Source organism: Acidovorax radicis (genome assembly GCF_020510705.1).
Taxonomy (GTDB): domain Bacteria; phylum Pseudomonadota; class Gammaproteobacteria; order Burkholderiales; family Burkholderiaceae_C; genus Acidovorax; species Acidovorax radicis_A.
Map to the genome: position 1 here is coordinate 1,891,442 of NZ_CP075184.1, position 19,624 is coordinate 1,911,065.

Below are 19,624 nucleotides of genomic sequence, written 5' to 3' on the forward strand. Positions count from 1 at the left end.
CTGTCTTCACGCACCATGAATTTCATCCTGCATCTGGGCCTGGGCTCGTTCCACCGCGCCCACCAGGCCGTTTATGTCCACGCATTGCGCCAGCAGGGCCAAGCCGAGGGAATGGGCTGGGCCATCGCGGGCGGCAACCTGCGCCCCGACCTGGCCGACACGATTGCGGCCCTGCAAGCGCAAGGTGGCCGCTACACGCTAGAGACCGTCACCCCCCAGGGCGAGCGCAGCTACACCGTCATCGAATCGATCCAGCGCGTGATCCCCTACCAGGACGACCTGGCCCCGCTGATCGCTGCAGGTGCCGGCCCTGCCACGCGCATCATCTCGTTCACCGTCACGGAAGCGGGCTACTACCTCGACGCGCAAAACCGATTGGACTGGGCCACCTTTCCCGATCTGCGTGCGGACCTGGCGGCCATCCAGGCGGGGCAGGCGGGCCACACCATCTACGGCGGCCTGGTCAGCATCCTGCGCGCGCGCAGGGCGACCGGTGCGGGCCCTGTGACGCTGATGAACTGCGACAACCTGCGCCACAACGGTGACCGCTCGCGCGGCGGCCTGCTGCAGTTCATTGAGGCCCTGGGCGATGCGCAACTGAAAGACTGGGTGGAGCAGAACACCACCAGCCCCAACGCCATGGTGGACCGCATCACACCGCGCCCCACGCCCGATGTGGCCGAGCGCGTGAAGGCTGCAACGGGTTGGGGCGACAAGGCAGCACTCATGGGTGAAAGCTTTATCCAGTGGGTCATTGAAGACGACTTCATTGCCGGCCGGCCCGACTGGGAGAAGGTGGGCGTGGAGATGGTGCAGTCGGTGCAGGCCCATGAAGAGGCCAAGATCCGCCTGCTCAACGCCACCCACAGCTGCATTGCCTGGGCGGGCACGCTGGCGGGCTACCAGTACATCCACGAAGGAACGCACGATGCCGCGATCCGTCAGATGGCCTATGACTACGTGACCGACGATGCCATCCCCGTATTGCTGCCATGCCCCATCGACCTCGCGCGCTACCGCGACGTGGTGTTGGACCGCTTTGGCAACCCCGCCATTGCCGACACCAACCAACGCGTGGCGATGGACGCGTTCTCCAAGATCCCCGGCATGATCGCGCCCACCATCCGTGACAAGCTGGCGCGATCAGGCGCTGAGGGCTCGTTCGGCAGCGTGGCCATGCTGCCCGCGCTGTTCCTGGCCTACCTGCAGCGCTGGCATGCGGGGCAGATCCCCTACACCTACCAGGACCAGGCCATGGACCCCGCCATGGCCCATGCCATCTGCGACGCAGCCGACCCGGTGGCGGCCTATGCGGCCGACACGACCTTGTGGGGCGAGATGGCTGGCCACCCCAGGTTGGTGGACGCGCTGCGCAAAGCCTATGCCCGCGTGTTGGCTTTTGTTGCGGAGCGGACAGGCGCCTGATGCTGGTGTAATTTGAGCCCACTTCCACCATGACCGTGAAGATGCCCATCGCCCCGCGCCAGACCAAGCCCGAGCTGGAGCACGACTATGTGCGCTCGCCCGCTCTGGGCTACGAGTCGCCCGAGGCGGCGGGCTTCATCCGTTGTTTGTCGCACGGGTTTCCCACGCCGCTGGCGCGCTGGCACTACCACGATGAGTACGAGCTGCACCTCATCACCGCCACGTCAGGCAAGGTCTTTGTGGGGGACTGGATCGGTCAGTTCCAGCCCGGCCACCTGGTGCTGACCGGGCCGCGCCTGCCGCACAACTGGATCAGCATGGACCTGCCCGAAGGAGGGGTGCCGCTGCGCGACCTGGTGATCCAGTTCTCGCACGCGCCCCTGGTCGCTAGCAGCGAGAACATCCCCGAGTTGCGCGAGGTGCTGCCCCTGCTGGAGCGTGCGCGGCACGGCATTGAGTTTTTTGGCATGGAGGCACAGGCCACAGAGCACTGGCAGCGCATCAAATCGCGCCAGGGGCTGGCTCGGTTTGGCGCCTTTTGCGAGTTGTTGAGCGACCTGGCCGGCTGCACCGACTTTCGCCTGCTGTCGAGCACACAACTGCAAAGTGAAGACAACGATACCCAGCTCGACCAGATCAACGCCATCGTGAGCCGCATCACCGACCACCTGGCCGAGCCGCTGTCAGCGGCCGACCTGGCGCAAGAGCTGGGCATGACCGAGAGCCGCTTTTCGCGCTTTTTTCGCCGCGCCACGGGCAACACCTTCACCGACTTCGTGAACCTGGTGCGTATCAACCGCGCTTGCCAATTGCTCATGGAGACGCAGCGCTACATCACCCATATCGCCTACGACGTGGGCTTCAACAACATGGCCAACTTCAACCGCCGCTTTCTGGACATCAAGGGCATGACGCCGAGTGAATACCGAAAACAAGGGGCGGGCCGTTTTGGCAAAGTGTGACGCTATATCGGTAGCGCTGCCCAGGGATCTCAGACAGGGCACCCAGAGCCGTTCAGGCTGAGCTTGTCGAAGACAAGGCGGCATCCCCCCCCTTCAGAAGCCACCATGACATCCGACGCAAACACCTCTTTCACCACAGCCCCTGTGCGGGCCGCCATCGCAGGCGAGGCCCTCATCGACCTCATCCGCCGCCCCGACGGCAGCTACCTGCCATGCCTGGGTGGCGCACTCTACAACCTGTGCCGTGCACTGGCCCGCCAGGGCGTGGGCACGCAGTACCTCAACCCCTTGTCACGCGACCGCTTTGGCCGCGAGCTGGCCGCGCAGCTGGCGGCCGATGGTGTGCACCTGGCCCGGCCCGAGCCGGTGCAGCAGGTCACCTCGCTGGCCGTGGTCAACCTCGATGAACACGGCCACCCCGACTACGCCTTCTACCGCGACGGTGTGGCCGACCGCGCCGTGTCGGCACAAGGCCTGGTCGATGCCTGCACCACATTGCCCGCGCTGCAAGTCGTTTGCACCGGCGCCCTGGCGCTCGACGCACGCGACACCGCTGTCTACCTGCCCTGGCTCGTTGCCCAGCGTACGGCGGGCCGATGCGTGGTGGTCGATGCCAACCTGCGCCCCTCCGTCATGCCCGACCTGGCTGCTTACCGCGCCACCGTGCACGCGGCGCTGGCCCAGGCCGACATCATCAAAGTGAGCGACGAAGACCTGGACCACCTGGCCGTGCCCGGCGCTGATGCGTTGGCCCGCGCCCGCCAGCTGCTGGCCGCCAACCCGCAGGCCCACCTACTGGCACTCACGCTGGGGGCTGAAGGCGCATGGCTGCTGCATAGCAACGGCACGCAGTGCGTTGCGAAAGAGGCGCAGCTGCTGAATGTTGTCGACACCGTGGGCGCCGGAGACAGCTTTCTGGCGGGGCTGCTGGCGCACCTGCTGCGGCAGGCGCAGGCAGAAGGCGTGGCGAGTTTTGTGCAGTTCATTGACACGCTCTCAGCCAAGGCGTGCCAGCAGGCGTTGCGCCATGCGCTGACCAGTGCGAGTCTGTGTGTGACGGAGCAGGGCTGTGTGCCGCCAGGGTGGGAGGCTGCGCGCGAATGGAGTCGGCTGCACGCTGCGACCCAAGACCCCGCCTGAGTCGGGGGCTCGGCGCAGGTGCCTACGGCTGGCATCTATGATCTCTTGTCGCAGATTCGGTGGGGATGCAGATGACGGAGCTTGTTTGCGCGGTGTTGTGGTCCGCCGTAGAAGTGCTGCTGATATTCACGGGTGCGCTGGTGGTGCGGACGGTCAGCTGGGGCCGCTGGCGCACAGAGCAGTGGGGCAGCAACGAGGCCCGCGTCTTTGGTGCGGCGGGCGCGCTTTCGTTCCGGCGCGAAGGTCGGCGCGTGGTGACAACCAACGGCTTGGTATGCGCGGGCCTGTTGTTCTACGTATTGCTCGTGTTGGTGGTGGTGGGGCTGTCGCGGACGGCCTCGGAATGACCTCCTCCAACGTCGTGCTCCATGCCCAACGCATCGTCACTGTCGGCACAAGTGCAGCGGAAGCTGCCTGCGATGTGGTGCGCCAATCCATCACCCACGGCTGTGCTCAGGACCACCACAACAACGCCGCCATCCTCAGCGCATGGCTTGCCAACAAAACCCCCGAGAGCTTGGCTGCGTGGATCACGGCACCCGGTGCAGCGGCGTGGGGCGCTTACCGTGCAGAGGCGATGGTGGGTTTTGTCCTTTTGACGCGAGCCACCTTGGCGCTGTGCTACGTGGTGCCAGAGGCGCTGCACCAGGGCGTCGGCCGCGCCTTGCTGCATGAAGCCGAGGCCCATGCGCGACAGGCGGGTATCGCTGTGTTGGGGCTGGAGAGCACGCGCACCGCGCAGGCGTTTTACCTTCGCAACGGATATGAGCCAACGGGCGCGGCCCAGGTGTGGGCCGGCTTGCAGGCGCAGCCCATGCGCAAAGTGCTTTGACTAAAGCTGGATGCCCGTACTGGCGATTGCGCGTGCGGCCTAATTTTTAATAAAAATGCCTGATTAGCGACATACCTCAGATTGCGCAGAACAAAGCCCAGCCAGAGGACTCCAACGGACATGCCGAGTTCTCGGCGCCAAGGAGCAAGCGATGTCCATCAACACCATCCAGTTCCAGCGCGGGCTGTCGCTGCCACAATTTCAGTCTCAGTACGGCAGCGATCAGCAGTGCGAGCAGGCCCTGGTGGCCGCCCGCTGGCCCGATGGCTGGCAGTGCGCGCATTGCGGCTGCAAGCGCTTTTTTCACCCCCGCAATGGCACGGGCCGTCTGCTGTGGGAGTGCTTGCTTTGTGGCTACCAAAGCTCATCCATCGTGGGCACTGTGATGGAACACACCCATGTGCCCCTAAAGCTGTGGTTTCTTGCCATGTACCTGCTGACGCAGAACAAGAACGCCATCAGCGCCCTGGCGCTCAAGCGCCAGTTGGGCGTGTCCTACAAAACGGCATGGCTGATGAAGCACAAACTGATGCAGGCCATGGCCCAGCGCGATGCGCGCTACCTGCTGCAAGGGCGGGTGGAGATTGACGATGCCTACCTTGGGGGCGAGCGGGCAGGCCACATCAACGGCGGGCGCCGCGCAGCCAACAAGACGGCCTTCGTCGCCGCAGTGCAGACCAGCGTCGATGGCCGGCCCCTGTACATGCACTTGACGCCTGTGCAGGACTTTACCAACCAGCACATGCGGCAATGGGCACAGGGCCACCTGGCGGCGGGCTGCCACGTGGTCAGCGACGGCACGCGTGCCTTTGCGCAGGTGCAGCAGGCGCAGGCCACGCATGAGCGCCACGTGACTGGAGGTGGGCGCCAGGGGGCGCAGACACCTCAGCTGCGTTGGGTGAACACCTTGCTGGGCAACCTCAAGACCAGCATGGCAGGAACCTATCACTCGTTTGACCACACCAGGTATGCCCAGCGCTACTTGGCCGAGTTCTGCTGGCGATTCAACCGCCGCTTTGATCTGCCTGCCATGCTGCCCAGACTGTTGAAGGCCTTGGTGACTACTGGCCCACTGCCTTTGAAGCTGCTGCGGGTATCTGAGGTAAGTAGCTAATCAGGTAAAAATGGCCTCTAGCGCTTGATAAATAAGCGCTGGTAGCTATTGTTTTTATAGTAATTGGAGTCCGGCGCGTCACACTTGCGTGCGAATGTGCTTGCCCCGGTTGTCCCGCATTTCCAGAATCTGCCACTGCGTGCCGTAGTTCCTGTCGGTGAAGCGCATGTGGGAGGCGATCTCGGTCAGTGCCGCAGCGTCTGGGGTGAGCAGTTGCTCGACATAGGCCACGATATCTCTGCTTTTTGGTGCAAATGTGAAGCCGCCGTTGTCGAACTCGAACACCTGGCCAGCGCTTTCGCCATCGGTGGCCACCACGATGTAGTTGCCCGTGCGGGGCGCCTCGCCAATCACCACGCAGTGTTCAACCCAAAGTGGCAGCGTGTGGGCGCGTTCTTCGTCGCTCAGGTCTTGCGTCCAGCCCGCAAATCCATCGTGCAGAGACGCCCACTCGGCAGGAGGGGCGATGTACCTGGCCGCTTCCCCGCTGTGGGCGTCGTGGTACAGCATGAGCGCGCCGAAGGTGGCGTAGAACGCGCGCAGTGGGCCGACATCGTGGATGACTGCCTGTGCGGCCTCGTCCAATGGGGCCGGGGGCTGGATGAGGTGCTTGAACGTCACCACGCGGGTTTCATCGGGTTTGCGAAGGCGCTCGCAGGTGAATTCACCGGTGTGTTCGCTGACGGCGCGATACAGGTCGGTCAAGGGCATGGGCAATTTTTGTGGTGCGGTGCGTTAAGAGGCGGTGTGTGGCGGTGCTTTGGGTGCGCGTCGCTTCAGGGCTGAACGGGGCTGCGGAGCACCCGCCCTGGGTTCAGGATGCCTTGCGGATCGAGCGCGTTCTTGATGGCACGCATCATGTCCATCGCCACGGGCGACTGGTACTTTTCGAGCTTGTCGGCCTTGAGTTCGCCAATGCCATGCTCGGCCGAGAACGAGCCGCCGAACTCGGCCACGGCTTCGTACACCAGGTGGTTCACATGCTGTTCATGCTCGCGCAGGAAGGCCTTCGCATCGCCATCGGCCGGGGCCTGCACGTTGTAGTGCAGGTTGCCGTCGCCCAGGTGGCCAAAGTTGACCAGGCGCACACCGGGGATCTCGCGCTGCAGCACTGCATCGGTGTGGGCCACAAAGGCGGGGATGCGCGAGATCTGGATGGAGATGTCGTGCTTGATGTTCAGGCCCTCTTCGGCCTGCGCGAGAGGAATGTTCTCGCGGATGTGCCACAGCTGGTGGGCCTGGGTGAGGTTCTCGGCCACCACGGCGTCGGTCACGCAGCCCACCTCAAACGCGGTCTCCAGCAGCGCTTCAAAACGCGCGCGGGCATGTTCTTCGGATTCGCTGTCGGAGTTTTCGAGCAACACACACCAGGGCGCGTTCTCGTCGCCCAGGAAGGGCACACGCAGCTGCGGCATGTGTTTGCCCACCAGGCTCAGCGCAAACTGGCCCATCACCTCAAAGCCCGTGAGCCCCGCGCCCAGTTGCTTGTGCGCCAGGCCCAGCAGCGCCACGGCGTGTTCCATCGACGGCACGGCGGCCCAGGCCGTCAGGCGCGCGGCGGGCTCGGGGTAGAGCTTGAGCGTGGCGGCGGTGATGATGCCCAGCGTGCCTTCGCTGCCGATGAACAGGTCGCGCAGGTCGTAGCCGGCGTTGTCCTTGCGCAGGCCCTTGAGGCCATCCCACACCTCGCCCTGGGCGGTGACCACTTCGAGGCCCAGGCACAGGTCGCGCGCATTGCCGTAGCGCACCACCTGCGTGCCGCCCGCGTTGGTGCCCAGGTTGCCGCCGATGGTGCAGCTGCCCTCGGCCGCGAGGCTCAGGGGGAACAGCACGCCCGCGTTCTGCGCCACGTCCTGCAGGTTCTGCAGGATGCAGCCGGCTTCCACTGTCATGGTGAGGTTGTCGGTGTCCACGCTTCGCACCGCGTTCATGCGCGTGAGGCTCAGCACGATCTGCGTGCCGGACTCGTCGGGCGTAGAGCCGACGGCCAGGCCTGTGTTGCCACCCTGCGGCACGATGGAGGTGCCCGCCGCTGCGCAGGCCTTGACCACGGCGGCCACTTCCAGCGTGTTGGCGGGGCGCACCACGGCCAGGGCCTTGCCGCGCACGCGGCGGCGCCAGTCTTGCTCCCAGGCGGTGAGGTCGCCGTCGGTGATCACATGGGTGGGGCCAACAAGGCTGCGCAGGGTGTCGATGAGTGTGGTCATGTGCAAAGTCTTCATGTCTTCAATAAACAAGCAAGCGGGGACGCTGCGACGGGGCTTGGCGCGGGCGGTGGGCCGTGGCCGTCCGGATCATGAGGCGGTTGCTGCTGGCACTGCTGCCGCCGTGGCTTTGGCATTGCGCTGGCGCAGGCGCACATGCAGCGTGCAGGCTACAAACAGCGTGATGCAAAGCACTGCCTCGGCCCAGGCGAGCCATTGCGATGGGGGCTTGTCGCCCCAGCCGCGCACCACGCCTTCAATGAAATAAAGCCACACCACGAGGCTCACCCAGCGGTAGGTGTACATGCGGTTTTTGAGCAGGCCCGCCAGTGGCACACACAGCGGGAGCGCCTTGAGCGCCAGCCACGACCCGCCGGGCCGCACCGGCGCCAGCACCAGCTCCCAGGCAAGGCACAACACGATCAGCGCCAGCACACTGCCGGTGGCCAACCAACGGGTGGCGGCAACGCCGTTGTCTGCGCGCTGGGGGGAGGGGGGGGAGAGAGGGGCGTGGGGCGATGCATTCATTGGGATGGCATCATATCGGCCATGTCCTTGTCCCCTGCCCAGCGTCTTGAGTCGCTGATGACCGAGCTGTCGCACTTTCCATGGAAAACCACGGCCCAGACGTTGCGCGAGCGCTTTCGTGAAGACCATCTGGGGCTGACGGCCAGCAGCCTGACCTTCACCACCATTTTGGCGCTGGTGCCTTTTTTTACCGTGGCGCTGGCCGTGTTCACTGCGTTCCCCATCTTTGGCAAATTGCAGGACGCGCTGCAACGCTGGCTGGTGAGCAGCCTGGTGCCCGACAGCATCTCGCGCCAGGTGCTGGGCTATCTCACGCAGTTTGCGGCCAAGGCCAGCAGCCTGGGTGTGGCGGGTTTCAGCGTCCTCCTGGTCACGGCGCTCGCGCTGATCCTGACCATTGACCGCACGCTCAATGACATCTGGCGCGTGCAGCGCCTGCGGCCGCTGGGGCAGCGTGTGCTCATCTACTGGGCTGCCATCACGCTGGGCCCGTTGCTCATGGGGGCGAGCCTGGCGGTCACGTCCTATGTGATGTCGGCGTCTGGCGGGTTGGTCAACCGCGTGCCCGATGGCGTGCAGCTTTTGTTCGACTCTTTCCAGTTCCTGGCGCTGGCCGGTGGCATGGCGGCGCTGTACCACTATGTGCCCAACACGCCCGTGAGATGGCGGCACGCCTGGGCGGGTGGCTTTTTTGTGGCGGTGTGCATTGAGCTGGCCAAAAAGGTGCTGGCCATTTATTTGAGCAAGGTGCCCACCTATTCGATGGTGTACGGCGCCTTCGCCACGTTGCCGATTTTGCTGGTGTGGATCTATGTGGCGTGGGTGATTGTTTTGCTGGGCGCCGTGGTCACGGCGTATCTACCCAGCCTGTTGGCAGGGGTTGCGCGGCGCGGCACCGTGGCAGGCTGGACGTTTCAGCTGGCGGTGGAGGTGCTGCAGGCGCTGCACCGTGCCCGCTCGCAGCCCATCAAAGGCCTGCGGCCGAGCGAACTGGCGCAGTTGCTGCGGGTGGATGTGTTGCAGCTCGAACCCGTGATGGAGGCATTGATCGCGCTGGACTGGGTCGGGCAGGTGAACGATGTGGCCCTGAATGCAGCCGATGTGCCCGAAATGCGCTGCGTGTTGCTGGCCGACCCGAACACCACCTTGCTGGCCCCCTTGTTGCAGCGCCTGCTGCTCAAACGGGTGCTGAGCCTGGAGCCCCTGTGGGGCAGCGCCCGGCTCGATGCGCTGCGGATGGCCGATGTGCTCGGTGCTCCGTGAGGCACGGCTGCAAAGCAGCAGGCAGACCGCGCAGTCTTTGGGGTGCGATTGCTATTTAAATGATAGCTGGTTGCGCATATGAATAAAGCGCTAGCGGGCTATTGGATAAAAAATCATCAAAAAGGAACCTTGCCGGTCCAGATGTCCTTGTACATCACCCAGTCGCCCATGAAGCTATAGAACGGGCGCTTGAAACTGGCGGGCTTGTTCTTTTCAAAGCCGAAGTGGCCCACCCAGGCAAAGCCATAGCCGCACAGCAGGCCATACAGCAGGTACTGGGGCTTGCCCGTGGCCACCAGCATGGCCAGGCAGACCAGCGTGAGTGTCGAGCCGACGAAGTGCAAGCGGCGGCAGGTGCGGTTGCTGTGCTCGCTCAGGTAGAACGGATAGAAATCGGCAAAGCGCTTGAAGGCCCGAGGGTCTGTGCTGGGCGCGGGTTGCGGGGTGGCAATCTGGGCGGTCATGATGTTGTCTCCTGGCGGCGTTGGGGCTCTGCCTGCGTTATACGCCGCGGCCTCAGGGCGCACCAGCGGGGGAATGCGGGTGCGCTGTCGCCAAGAGGTCTGCACATCAAAACCCCGGCAGGCCTTTCAGCGCGCCGGGGTGGCCAGGATGTCACCTGGCCAGGAAGTCCCGAATGGCGGCCAGTGTTTCTTCGGGCGCTTCGGTCATCTGGTTGTGCCCCACGGGCAGGCTGGCGACCTGCACCGTCTTGCCTGAGGCACGCGCTGCATTGATCAAACCCTGCGCCGCTTTGGGCGCTGTCATCTGGTCTTGGGCGCCTAGCGCAAACAGCACCGGGCAAGTCAGCTGCGCCATGGCCGCTTCGCCACCGGCATAGCTATCGCAGGCCACAAACCCCCGGTGGAACACGTTCACCGCCGTGTTGCCGCGCAGCACCTTGCGCCCCAGCGCCATGCCCGCGCCAAACACCCAAGTGCCAGGCCCTAAAGCCGAAGGGGGTGCTGACAACGTGCTGCGCGAGAACACGTTGACCATGCGCATGGCCTGCTCGGGGTTGGTTTGCGACGCTTCGATCAGCGCGGGCGACACCTTCATCGGGAAGGCCGTGCCCACCAGCACCAGGTGGCTGATGCGGTCCTTGAGCCGTGCGGCGGCCTCCATCGCGATGAGCGAGCCCCAGCTGTGGCCCACCAGCGCTGCACGCTGCACGCCAGCTGCATCGAGCAGCGCGCCGATGAAGTCCGCGCCTTGCTCCACCGTGGCGGGCGCATCGCCACCGCTGCGGCAGTGGCCGGGCAGGTCGATGGCCAGCACGTTCCAGCCGTGGTTGGCCATGTAGCGGCTTTGCAGGGCCCACACGCTGTGGTCGTTGAGCACGCCGTGGATGAACACCACCGTGGGCTTGGTGGCGTCGAACGCCTTGCCGCCGGTGTAGCAGTAGGTGGTAGCGCCGTTGACTTGGATGTGCATGGTCAGGCCCCCGCTTTCTCGGCTGCCTTGAGGGCGCGCTTGAGGTCGTCGATCAGGTCGTCGGCATCTTCCAGACCAATGGACAGGCGGATCGTGCCCTGGCTGATGCCTGCGCCCGCCAGCGCTTCGTCGCTCATGCGGAAGTGGGTGGTGCTGGCCGGGTGGATCACCAGGCTGCGGCAGTCGCCCACGTTGGCCAGGTGGCTGAAGACCTTGAGGGTTTCGATGAACTTCTTGCCCTGTTCGCGGTTGCCCTTGAGGTCAAAGCTGAACACCGAGCCAGCGCCGCGCGGCAGCAGATTTTGCGCGAGTGCGTGGCTGGGGTGCGATGCGAGCATGGGGTGGCCCACACGCGACACAAAGGGCTGCGCGGCCAAGAATTCGACCACCTTCTCGGTGTTGCGCATGTGCTGTGCCATGCGCAGCGGCAGGGTCTCGATGCCCTGCAGGATGAGCCAGGCCGTGTGCGGGCTCATGCAGGCGCCAAAGTCGCGCAGGCCCTCGCGGCGGGCGCGCAGCAAAAAGGCGCCCACGGTGCTCTCTTCGGTGAACACCATGTTGTGAAAGCCGTCGTAGGGCTGCGTCAGCTCGGCAAATTTGCCGGCCGACTTTGGACCGTCCCAGTCAAAGCTGCCACCGTCCACCACGATGCCGCCCACCACCGTGCCGTGGCCCGAGAGGAACTTGGTGGCCGAGTGGTAGACCAGATCCGCGCCATGTTCAAACGGCTTGATGAGCCAGGGCGAGGTGAGGGTGGAGTCCACCAGCAGCGGCACGCCGGCCTCGTGCGCAATCGCGCTCACGGTGGGGATGTCCAGCACATCCAGGCCCGGGTTGCCCACGGTTTCGCCAAAGAACAGCTTGGTGTCGGGCCGCACGGCGGCGCGCCAGCCGTCGATGTCGCCGGGTTGGACGAACGTGGTCTCGATGCCAAAGCGCGAGAGCGTGTAGTGCAGCAGGTTCTGCGAGCCGCCATACAGGGCCGTGCTGGCCACAATGTGGCTGCCCGCGCCCATCAGCGTGGCGATGGCCAGGTGCAGCGCGGCCTGGCCGCTAGCTGTGGTGATGGCGCCGACGCCGTCTTCCAGTGCCGCCACGCGCTGCTCCAGCACCGCGTTGGTCGGGTTGCTGATGCGGCTATACACATGGCCGCCGCGCTCCAGGTTGAAGAGGGAGGCTGCGTGGTCGCTCGATTCGAAGACGAACGACGTGGTCAGGTGGATGGGCGTGGCGCGTGCGCCGGTGGCGGGGTCGGGGCTGGCGCCTGCGTGCAGGGCCAGCGTGTCAAAGCCGGGGTCGGAGTAACCGGGCATCTCTGTGTCTCCCATGTTGTCTATGCAGGCGGGCATTGTGGGCTATATTTGCCGACAAACAGCCTGCAGCACCTCGGCAACCCAAGCGCAAGCGCATGTGCTTGTGCCTGTGGGTCCACACATATTCTTCCCGATTCCCCGGAGACTCCGCACCATGAAAGTCAGCGACATCCTTCGCGTCAAAGGCAATACCCTCTATACCGCCTCGCCGGATGAGCCGCTGGCGGATGCCGTCAACGTAATGGCAGAGCGGGACATCGGTTCGCTGGTGGTGATGGAGCATGGCGATCTGGTGGGCATGCTCACTTTTCGCGAGGTGATCCAGGCCATGGTGAAAGGCGCGGGCAGCGTGGGCACAACGCTGGTACGTTCGGCCATGGATGATGCGCCGCTGACCTGCACACTCGAAACCGATATGGACGAAGTGCGCCGCATGATGCTCGATCGCCACGCACGCTATATGCCTGTGATGGACCGCCGGATGCTGATGGGCGTGATCAGTTTCTACGACGTGGCCAAGGCCGTGGTGGACAGCCAGAATTTCGAGAACAAGATGCTCAAGGCCTATATCCGCGACTGGCCCGAGGACGAATCTCGCGACTGATCCGTGTACACGCCGCAAGGTCGTGGCGGTATCGCCACGGCGATGGCTCAGTACATGCGCGGTGGCGTGTGTTGGTGCTGAGAGGTAGCGCTGGTTTCGTTCAGTCTCGAAGCGGGGCCTGCGCACAAAGCCATGCCTCCAGCTCGTCCGCCGCGAGGGGCTTGCCGAACAGATAGCCTTGCAGCACGGGGCATCCATGGGCTTGAAGCCATTGCTGCTGTTCGGCAGTTTCCACACCTTCGGCCACGACCACCATGTCCAGGCTGTGTGCAATGCTCAGCACCGACACAGTGAGCGCGCGTGCGGCGGGGCTGGTCGTCAGGTCTTGCACAAACGCCTTGTCGAGCTTGAGTTCAGCGATAGGCAGGCGGTGCAGATAGCTCAGGCTCGAGTAGCCAGTGCCAAAGTCATCCAGTGACAAGCGGAACCCATTGCGATGCAGGGCGTCGATGTTGGCCAGCGTTACGGCGCTGGCATCCATCATGACGCTTTCGGTGATCTCCAGGAGGATGTCAATGGGACGCAGGCCGTGGCGCTCCAGTGCGTCATGGATCTCTTGCGCAAACTCTGGGCGGTGAAAGCTGTAGCCCGAGAGGTTCACTGCCACGCTAGGCACGTTGTAGCCAGTGGCCCGCCACGCGGCCAGTTGCCTGCAGGCTTCGTCCAGCAGCCAAAGTGTCAGCGCATGGATCAAACCGGTTTCTTCTGCCACGGGAATGAATTGGCCCGGGGCCACCTTGCCCCATTCGGGATGTTGCCAGCGTGCCAGGGCCTCGACACCATGCAGGGTGCGCGTTGAGTTGCTGAGCACCTGAGGCTGGTAGTGCAAGGTGAGGCTGCGTTCGGCCAGGGCTTGCTGCAAGGCACGCTCAAGGGCCGCGCGCTCCTGGGCGCGGCGGTTCATCTCGGCACTGAAGAGTTGCAGTGTGTGGCGGTGATTGCTTTTGGCCTGTGCCATGGCCTGATCGGCATGCCGCAACAAGGTGTCGACGGTGTCGCCATCGTCAGGGTAAATGGCGATCCCGATGCAGGCCTGCGGCACGTTGGTCTGCCCTTTGATGTCCATGGGCTGCGCAATAGCGTCCAGCATGCGTTGGGCTGTTTGCACGGCCTGGCGGGTCGGACATTCGGACAGCAACAGTACGAACTCATCGCCCGACAGCCGGCCAATCAGATCGCGTGCCCGCAGGCATTGGGTGAGGCGCTTGGCCACCTCGCACAACACCGTGTCGCCCGCGCCATGCCCCTGGGTGTCGTTGATTTGCTTGAATCGGTCCAGGTTGACAAACAACAGAGCTGCGGGGCGGGCGCTTTGCTGCAGGTCTGAAAGCGCCAGCTCTGCGCTGGTGTGGAACATCGAGCGATTGGGCAGGCCGGTGAGTGCGTCAAAAAATGCCAGTTGGTGGATGCGCTGATGGGTAGCTTCCCGCTCGATGGCCAGCGCACACAGGTGCAGGCACACATCTACCAAGCGCTCGTGCAGGGCGTCTGGCGCGCGAGACTCGCGGTAGTAGAACGCGAAGGTGCCGATCGGCTTGCCGTTGTGATCGCGGATCGGGCTGGACCAGCACGCCCGTAAGCCAGTGGGGCTGACCAGCGTTCGGTAGTCGGCCCACAAGGGGTCGGTGGCGATGTCGGTGACCACCACCGGTGCATTGCGAAACGCCGCCGTGCCGCATGAGCCCGCGCAGGGGCCGATGGCTATGCCATCAATGGCCCGCGCAATGGATGGTGGCAAGCTGGGCGCAGCCAAAGGGCGTAGCCGGCCTTGTCCATCGACCGCCAAAATGGACGCGGTGACTTCGGGCGCAATGCGTTCGACTTCACGGCAGACAAGCTCCATAAGGTCGGGCAGCGGCAGCTCATTGACCATGCCTTCGAGCACCCGCGTCTGAAGCACCTCGTGCATCTTGGTGAGTGTGATGTCCGTCAAAATGGTGATGCTGCCGCCCGGGCCGCCGGATGCATCGTCTGACCCGTTGACCACCATCGAAACCCAGAGCGGTTGCCCGGTCTTGCTGTAGAGCAACGTATCGAAGTGAAATCGGCCGTCGGTCTTGATGTGCTCTCGAATGTTCTCGAGCAAACCCGGGTCGGAGTAGGGCCCGAGCAGCACGTCGCTGAGTAATTTCCCCAGGACCTCGTCCGACGCATAGCCGAAAAGTCGTGTGAAGCCGTCATTGACATACACCACACGCCGGGCGCTATCGCTTATCGCGATGGCGTTATCGCTTGCATCAAGCGCCTTGCGAAGTGGGGCGTCAGCCAAGGTGAAGGGTGGATGCGGCAGGCATGACAACGAGGAGCCGGAAGGGGGCATTGCGGAGACGGGCATGGGTGTCCCAAAGGTCGTGTGTCATCCTAGCAAGCAGCCATGCCGCTGCCAAGCTCCTTTTGCCAAGGGATGTTTTTTTGCACTGCAGCTGCCGGTGGTTGCCGGCCCCTTGCGCCCGGGGGGCGAGTGCAGGTGGGTGTACTGCATTGCTACGCACTTGGCCGGACCATGCCCGCGTAGCTCTGGGATAATCCAGCACCATGAGCGGCAACACCTTCGGAACACTATTCGCAGTCACCAACTTTGGTGAATCCCACGGCCCAGCCATTGGCTGTGTGATCGACGGTTGCCCGCCGGGCATGCCGCTTGCTGAAGCTGACATTCAGGCAGATCTTGATCGCCGCCGCCCCGGTACCAGCCGCCACGTCACGCAGCGCAATGAACCCGATGCGGTAGAGATCCTCTCTGGCGTATATGAAGGTAAAACCACCGGCACCCCCATTGCCCTGCTGATCCGCAACACGGATCAGCGCAGCAAGGACTACAGCAACATTGCCGAGAGTTTTCGTCCGGGCCACGCCGACTACACGTACTGGCACAAATACGGCATCCGTGACCCTCGGGGCGGGGGGCGGTCTTCCGCTCGCCTTACCGCGCCTACGGTCGCCGCCGGGGCCGTGGCCAAAAAATGGCTGGCTGCGCAATACGGAGTGCAGTTGCGCGCCTGCATGACGCAGTTGGGCGAGCTCGCTATTCCTTTTGAGAGCTGGGACCACGTGCACAGCAACCCCTTTTTTGCGCCCGTGGCCGATGTGGCGCAGTACGAGGACTATATGGATGCGCTTCGCAAGGCAGGCGACTCGTGCGGCGCACGCATTCGTGTGCAGGCCACAGGGGTGCCTGTGGGGCTGGGCGAGCCACTGTATGACAAGCTTGATGCGGACATTGCCCACGCCATGATGGGGCTCAATGCCGTCAAAGGGGTGGAGATTGGTGCGGGTTTTGCCAGCGTAGGCCACCGCGGCACGATGCACGGCGATTCGATGACGCCCCAAGGCTTTCGTACCAACAACGCTGGTGGCGTTCTGGGAGGTATCAGCACTGGGCAGGACCTTGAAGTAAGTATTGCCATCAAACCCACCAGTTCCATCATCAGCCCGCGTGAGTCCATTGATGTGCACGGCCAAAGTACCGAAGTCATCACCAAGGGGCGCCATGACCCTTGTGTCGGCATCCGCGCTGCACCTATTGCCGAGGCATTGCTGGCACTCGTTGTCATGGACCATGCCTTGCGTCACCGTGCGCAGTGCGGTGATGTGGTAGCCACGGTGCCGCCTATTCAGGCTTCTTTTCTGTAGTTTTCGCAACCCTGCAGACGGGTGGCACGAGTCTGGCGAGCGGCCGGCGGTTTCGGTGTTGAACGAGGCTTGTGTATGCAAGGCCCGCTCCCAATCATGATGTGCTATTGAATATGTAGCTGCTCAGGTAATAGCTACGGGCGCAAAAAGGCAAAAAACCTCGTAATCGTTGCCTACATGGCACCTGCACCGCATGTCTGTTTATTTGCGCACTTCGTCGACCATGGCGCGAAAATCGTCAATGTCCTCAAAGCTGCGGTAGACGCTGGCAAAGCGGATGTACGCGACTTTGTCGAGTTTCTTGAGTTCGCGCATCACCAGCTCGCCAATGCGGCTGGAGATCACTTCACGCTGTCCTAGGTTGAGCAGCTTTTCTTCGATGCGTTCTATGGCGCTGTCGATCTGGTCGGTGCTGACCGGGCGCTTGCGCAGCGCCAGATTGAAAGAGGCCAGCAGCTTGCCGCGCTCATAGTCGATGCGGCGGCCATCCTTCTTCACGATGGCCGGGAAGTTCACTTCCGGGCGTTCGTAGGTGGTAAAGCGTTTATCACACGCGCCGCACTGGCGGCGGCGGCGGATGAACACCCCATCCTCAGACACCCGGGTTTCAACGACTTGCGTTTCGAGGTGGCTGCAGAAGGGGCACTTCATGGGAGCAATGCGCCGGGCTTAACCGTAGACAGGGAAACGTGCGGTCAGCGCGTTGACCTTGGCTCGCACTGCTGCGATGTTGGCTTCGTCGCGGGGGTTGTCCAGCACGTCGGCGATCAGGTGGGCCGTCATGCGGGCTTCTTCTTCCTTGAAGCCGCGCGTGGTCATGGCGGGGGTGCCAATGCGCACGCCGCTGGTCACCATCGGCTTTTCAGGGTCGTTGGGGATCGCGTTCTTGTTGATGGTCATGTGGGCGGCGCCCAGCACGGCCTCGGCTTCCTTGCCGGTGATGCCCTTGGCGCGCAGGTCCACCAGCATCACGTGGCTTTGGGTGCCGCCGCTCACGATGCGCAGGCCGCGTGCAGTCAGCGTCTCTGCCACCACCTTGGCGTTCTTGGCCACCTGTTCCTGGTAGGCCTTGAACTCGGGTTGCAGTGCTTCCTTGAAAGCCACAGCCTTGGCTGCGATCACGTGCATCAGCGGGCCGCCTTGCAGGCCGGGGAAGATGGCGCTGTTGATGGCCTTCTCGTGCTGGGCCTTCATCAGGATGATGCCGCCGCGCGGGCCGCGCAGGCTCTTGTGCGTGGTGGAGGTGACTACGTCGGCGTGGGGCACGGGGTTGGGGTACACGCCCGCAGCGATCAGGCCCGCGTAGTGGGCCATGTCCACCATGAAGATCGCGCCCACGTCCTTGGCCACCTTGGCAAAACGTGCAAAGTCGATGTGCAGGCTGTACGCCGAGGCTCCAGCGATGATGAGCTTGGGCTTGGTTTCGTGGGCCTTCTTTTCCATCGCTTCGTAGTCGATGGCTTCGTTGGCATCCAGGCCGTAGGAGACCACGTTGAACCACTTGCCCGACATGTTCAGCGGCATGCCGTGCGTCAGGTGGCCACCTTCGGCCAGGCTCATGCCCATGATGGTGTCGCCGGGCTTGAGGAAGGCCAGGAACACGGCCTCGTTAGCCGATGCGCCGCAATGGGGTTGCACGTTGGCGGCTTCTGCACCGAAGATTTGTTTGACCCGGTTGATGGCCAGTTGCTCGGCCACGTCCACATGTTCGCAGCCGCCGTAGTAGCGCTTGCCTGGATAGCCTTCGGCGTACTTGTTGGTCAACTGTGTGCCCTGCGCCCACATGACGGCGGGGGAGGCGTAGTTCTCGCTGGCGATCAGCTCAATGTGGTGCTCTTGCCGGGCGTTTTCAGCCTGGATGGCGGCAAAGAGTTCGGGGTCGGTTTGTTCGACAAGAATATTGCGGTCGTACATGATATTGGCAGTCCTATGAACTTGTGTCCCTTGAAACAAGGGCTGCCCAGGCGAACGGCTGAACGCGCAAGCCTTGAGCCTTTGCGGCACGCTCCCCAGTGGTTCACAAGAAGCAGGTTCTTGCTGGTTTCCACGTCAGCGGCGACTTCCTGGGGCCAGGGGTCGCGCCTATCGCCAGTTGCGTACCCCGTTAGTGTAGCCGACGATGTTGCTGAGGCCGATGGGGCCGCCAGTGCGGGGCTACGGTGCCTACACCAAGAATATTCAAAGGCCCGAAAGCAGGGCCACCTTGTCTGCTGCCACAGGTGGGTTTGCGGGCGGTGCCGTCACCGGAATAATCTGAGCTGGCGCTTGGGTCGAGAGGGTGGGGGGAGGGGTTGTTGGCATTGCCCGCCCGCCTGCTACCTGACGCAGCCGGAAGTGTTCAGCCATGACCTTCGCGGCATACCCGCCATCGTCGGCAAGGTTGGCGGCACCGACGTAGTACCGCAAACCACCTTCAAGAGAGCCAGCGCGTGCGATGCACTCCTGCAAAACCTTGACGCCCACACGCAGATTGCTCACCGGATCGAAGGCGGCGAAATGCCCTCCAAAGTTTTCGTACTTGTCGGTGTGCACGCGGGTCATGACCTGCATGAGTCCTTGGGCCCCGACCGCGCTTTGAGCGAACGGATTGAAGCTTGATTCGACAGCCATGATGGCCAGGATAAGCGTGGGGTCGATTTTGGCCCGCGTGCCGATTTCATAGGCCTCTGCGACCAATGCACTGAGAGGTTCTGGTGCCACGCGGTATTTCTTGCTCAGCCAGAAGGCGACCGCCGCCTGCTCTTTGGGCAGGTCTTTGGGGTTGGCTGCCGTCGCGCGCTCGCTTGCTTCGGGTTCGATAGGCATGCCCACCATTTGCGTCTGACGGGCCTGCAGCCAACCCATGAGTTGCTCTTCACCCACTTGGCGCAGGTCTGGACGCGCAGTCAGCGCAATCACAACAAAAGCAACGGCCAAACCGATGAGGGCAAAGCTGTTGTGGGTGATTTCAAGGAAACCCTCGGTCACGTCAGACACAAAGGTTCGTACGCCGGAGATTATTTCTCTTGACGCTGTCATAGCTCTTCCTTTCTGGGGCGGGGCAGGGCTGTGGCGCAGTCGTCTGGGACTGCGCCCTCCCGGCAATACGCCTGGATTGGTACGCCATCAAAACCGGGATACACGTCTGTGGAGTGCTTGGTTCCCTGGTTTGACTTAGCCGGGTTCGGCAGCG

19 protein-coding genes and 1 riboswitch are annotated in these 19,624 nt (G+C 63.5%); of the genes, 9 read left to right on the plus strand and 10 right to left on the minus strand.

The genetic code is table 11. The features are described from left to right. Positions 1-15 precede the first annotated feature (15 nt). From dalD to KI609_RS08680, 6 genes are all read left to right on the plus strand, one after another. Positions 16-1,425 (plus strand): D-arabinitol 4-dehydrogenase, encoded by a 1,410-nt coding sequence (gene dalD, locus KI609_RS08655; RefSeq protein WP_226449105.1) that lies wholly within the window; start codon positions 16-18, stop codon positions 1,423-1,425. A 29-nt stretch (positions 1,426-1,454) separates the two neighbouring features. Beyond that, positions 1,455-2,387 carry an AraC family transcriptional regulator gene (locus KI609_RS08660; RefSeq protein WP_226449107.1) on the plus strand — a complete coding sequence of 311 codons (933 nt, stop codon included), beginning with the start codon at positions 1,455-1,457 and terminating at the stop codon, positions 2,385-2,387. 105 nt (positions 2,388-2,492) lie between these two features. Then, a complete protein-coding gene (locus tag KI609_RS08665) occupies positions 2,493-3,527 on the plus strand; it encodes a PfkB family carbohydrate kinase (protein ID WP_226449109.1) in 1,035 nt (344 codons plus the stop codon). 71 nt (positions 3,528-3,598) lie between these two features. After that, positions 3,599-3,874, plus strand: coding sequence for a hypothetical protein (locus KI609_RS08670; RefSeq protein ID WP_226449111.1), 276 nt, complete (start codon positions 3,599-3,601; stop codon positions 3,872-3,874). Next, the gene (locus KI609_RS08675) at positions 3,871-4,359 is read left to right on the plus strand and encodes a GNAT family N-acetyltransferase (RefSeq protein ID WP_226449113.1); all 489 of its coding nucleotides are present in this window, start codon (positions 3,871-3,873) and stop codon (positions 4,357-4,359) included. The genes KI609_RS08670 and KI609_RS08675 overlap by 4 nt, the downstream gene beginning before the upstream one ends. A gap of 151 nt (positions 4,360-4,510) precedes the next feature. Then, the gene (locus tag KI609_RS08680; protein WP_226449115.1) at positions 4,511-5,473 is read left to right on the plus strand and encodes an IS1595 family transposase; all 963 of its coding nucleotides are present in this window, start codon (positions 4,511-4,513) and stop codon (positions 5,471-5,473) included. A gap of 78 nt (positions 5,474-5,551) precedes the next feature. Here the strand turns inward: KI609_RS08680 and KI609_RS08685 are convergent, their stop codons facing one another. The 3 genes from KI609_RS08685 to KI609_RS08695 form a co-directional block, all read right to left on the minus strand. Then, on the minus strand, positions 5,552-6,184 hold the full coding sequence (locus KI609_RS08685) for a hypothetical protein (protein WP_226449117.1): 633 nt from the start codon (positions 6,182-6,184) through the stop codon (positions 5,552-5,554). 65 nt (positions 6,185-6,249) lie between these two features. After that, positions 6,250-7,680 carry an FAD-binding oxidoreductase gene (locus tag KI609_RS08690; protein WP_226449119.1) on the minus strand — a complete coding sequence of 477 codons (1,431 nt, stop codon included), beginning with the start codon at positions 7,678-7,680 and terminating at the stop codon, positions 6,250-6,252. Positions 7,681-7,767: 87 nt separating this feature from the next. Beyond that, positions 7,768-8,205 (minus strand): DUF2069 domain-containing protein, encoded by a 438-nt coding sequence (locus tag KI609_RS08695; protein ID WP_226449121.1) that lies wholly within the window; start codon positions 8,203-8,205, stop codon positions 7,768-7,770. Between the two features lie 21 nt (positions 8,206-8,226). Between KI609_RS08695 and KI609_RS08700 the strand changes: the two genes are divergently transcribed. After that, a complete protein-coding gene (locus KI609_RS08700; RefSeq protein ID WP_226449123.1) occupies positions 8,227-9,468 on the plus strand; it encodes a YihY family inner membrane protein in 1,242 nt (413 codons plus the stop codon). A 116-nt stretch (positions 9,469-9,584) separates the two neighbouring features. Here KI609_RS08700 and KI609_RS08705 read toward each other — a convergent pair whose 3' ends face one another. The 3 genes from KI609_RS08705 to KI609_RS08715 all read right to left on the minus strand — a co-directional run bounded on the left by KI609_RS08705 (position 9,585) and on the right by KI609_RS08715 (position 12,215). Further along, positions 9,585-9,932 (minus strand): Mpo1-like protein, encoded by a 348-nt coding sequence (locus KI609_RS08705; protein ID WP_226449125.1) that lies wholly within the window; start codon positions 9,930-9,932, stop codon positions 9,585-9,587. A gap of 151 nt (positions 9,933-10,083) precedes the next feature. After that, positions 10,084-10,902 carry an alpha/beta fold hydrolase gene (locus tag KI609_RS08710; RefSeq protein WP_226449127.1) on the minus strand — a complete coding sequence of 273 codons (819 nt, stop codon included), beginning with the start codon at positions 10,900-10,902 and terminating at the stop codon, positions 10,084-10,086. Positions 10,903-10,904: 2 nt separating this feature from the next. After that, positions 10,905-12,215, minus strand: a complete 1,311-nt coding sequence (locus KI609_RS08715) for an O-acetylhomoserine aminocarboxypropyltransferase (RefSeq protein WP_226449130.1) — start codon at positions 12,213-12,215, stop codon at positions 10,905-10,907. A gap of 154 nt (positions 12,216-12,369) precedes the next feature. Between KI609_RS08715 and KI609_RS08720 the strand changes: the two genes are divergently transcribed. After that, a complete protein-coding gene (locus tag KI609_RS08720) occupies positions 12,370-12,819 on the plus strand; it encodes a CBS domain-containing protein (RefSeq protein WP_226449134.1) in 450 nt (149 codons plus the stop codon). A 100-nt stretch (positions 12,820-12,919) separates the two neighbouring features. Here the strand turns inward: KI609_RS08720 and KI609_RS08725 are convergent, their stop codons facing one another. Next, on the minus strand, positions 12,920-15,088 hold the full coding sequence (locus KI609_RS08725; RefSeq protein ID WP_226449135.1) for an EAL domain-containing protein: 2,169 nt from the start codon (positions 15,086-15,088) through the stop codon (positions 12,920-12,922). Between the two features lie 266 nt (positions 15,089-15,354). On the opposite strand from KI609_RS08725, the gene aroC reads away from it, so the two are divergent. Then, the gene (gene aroC / locus KI609_RS08730) at positions 15,355-16,452 is read left to right on the plus strand and encodes a chorismate synthase (protein ID WP_226449137.1); all 1,098 of its coding nucleotides are present in this window, start codon (positions 15,355-15,357) and stop codon (positions 16,450-16,452) included. Between the two features lie 201 nt (positions 16,453-16,653). Here the strand turns inward: aroC and nrdR are convergent, their stop codons facing one another. From nrdR to KI609_RS08745, 3 genes are all read right to left on the minus strand, one after another. Continuing rightward, the gene (gene nrdR / locus KI609_RS08735; RefSeq protein ID WP_226449139.1) at positions 16,654-17,103 is read right to left on the minus strand and encodes a transcriptional regulator NrdR; all 450 of its coding nucleotides are present in this window, start codon (positions 17,101-17,103) and stop codon (positions 16,654-16,656) included. Between the two features lie 18 nt (positions 17,104-17,121). After that, a complete protein-coding gene (glyA, locus tag KI609_RS08740) occupies positions 17,122-18,366 on the minus strand; it encodes a serine hydroxymethyltransferase (RefSeq protein WP_226449142.1) in 1,245 nt (414 codons plus the stop codon). Between the two features lie 37 nt (positions 18,367-18,403). Continuing rightward, positions 18,404-18,558, minus strand: a riboswitch (ZMP/ZTP riboswitch). Positions 18,559-18,630: 72 nt separating this feature from the next. Then, entirely contained in the window at positions 18,631-19,470 is an 840-nt protein-coding gene (locus KI609_RS08745) for a lytic transglycosylase domain-containing protein (protein ID WP_226449144.1), read from the minus strand. Between the last annotated feature and the right edge of the window lie 154 nt (positions 19,471-19,624).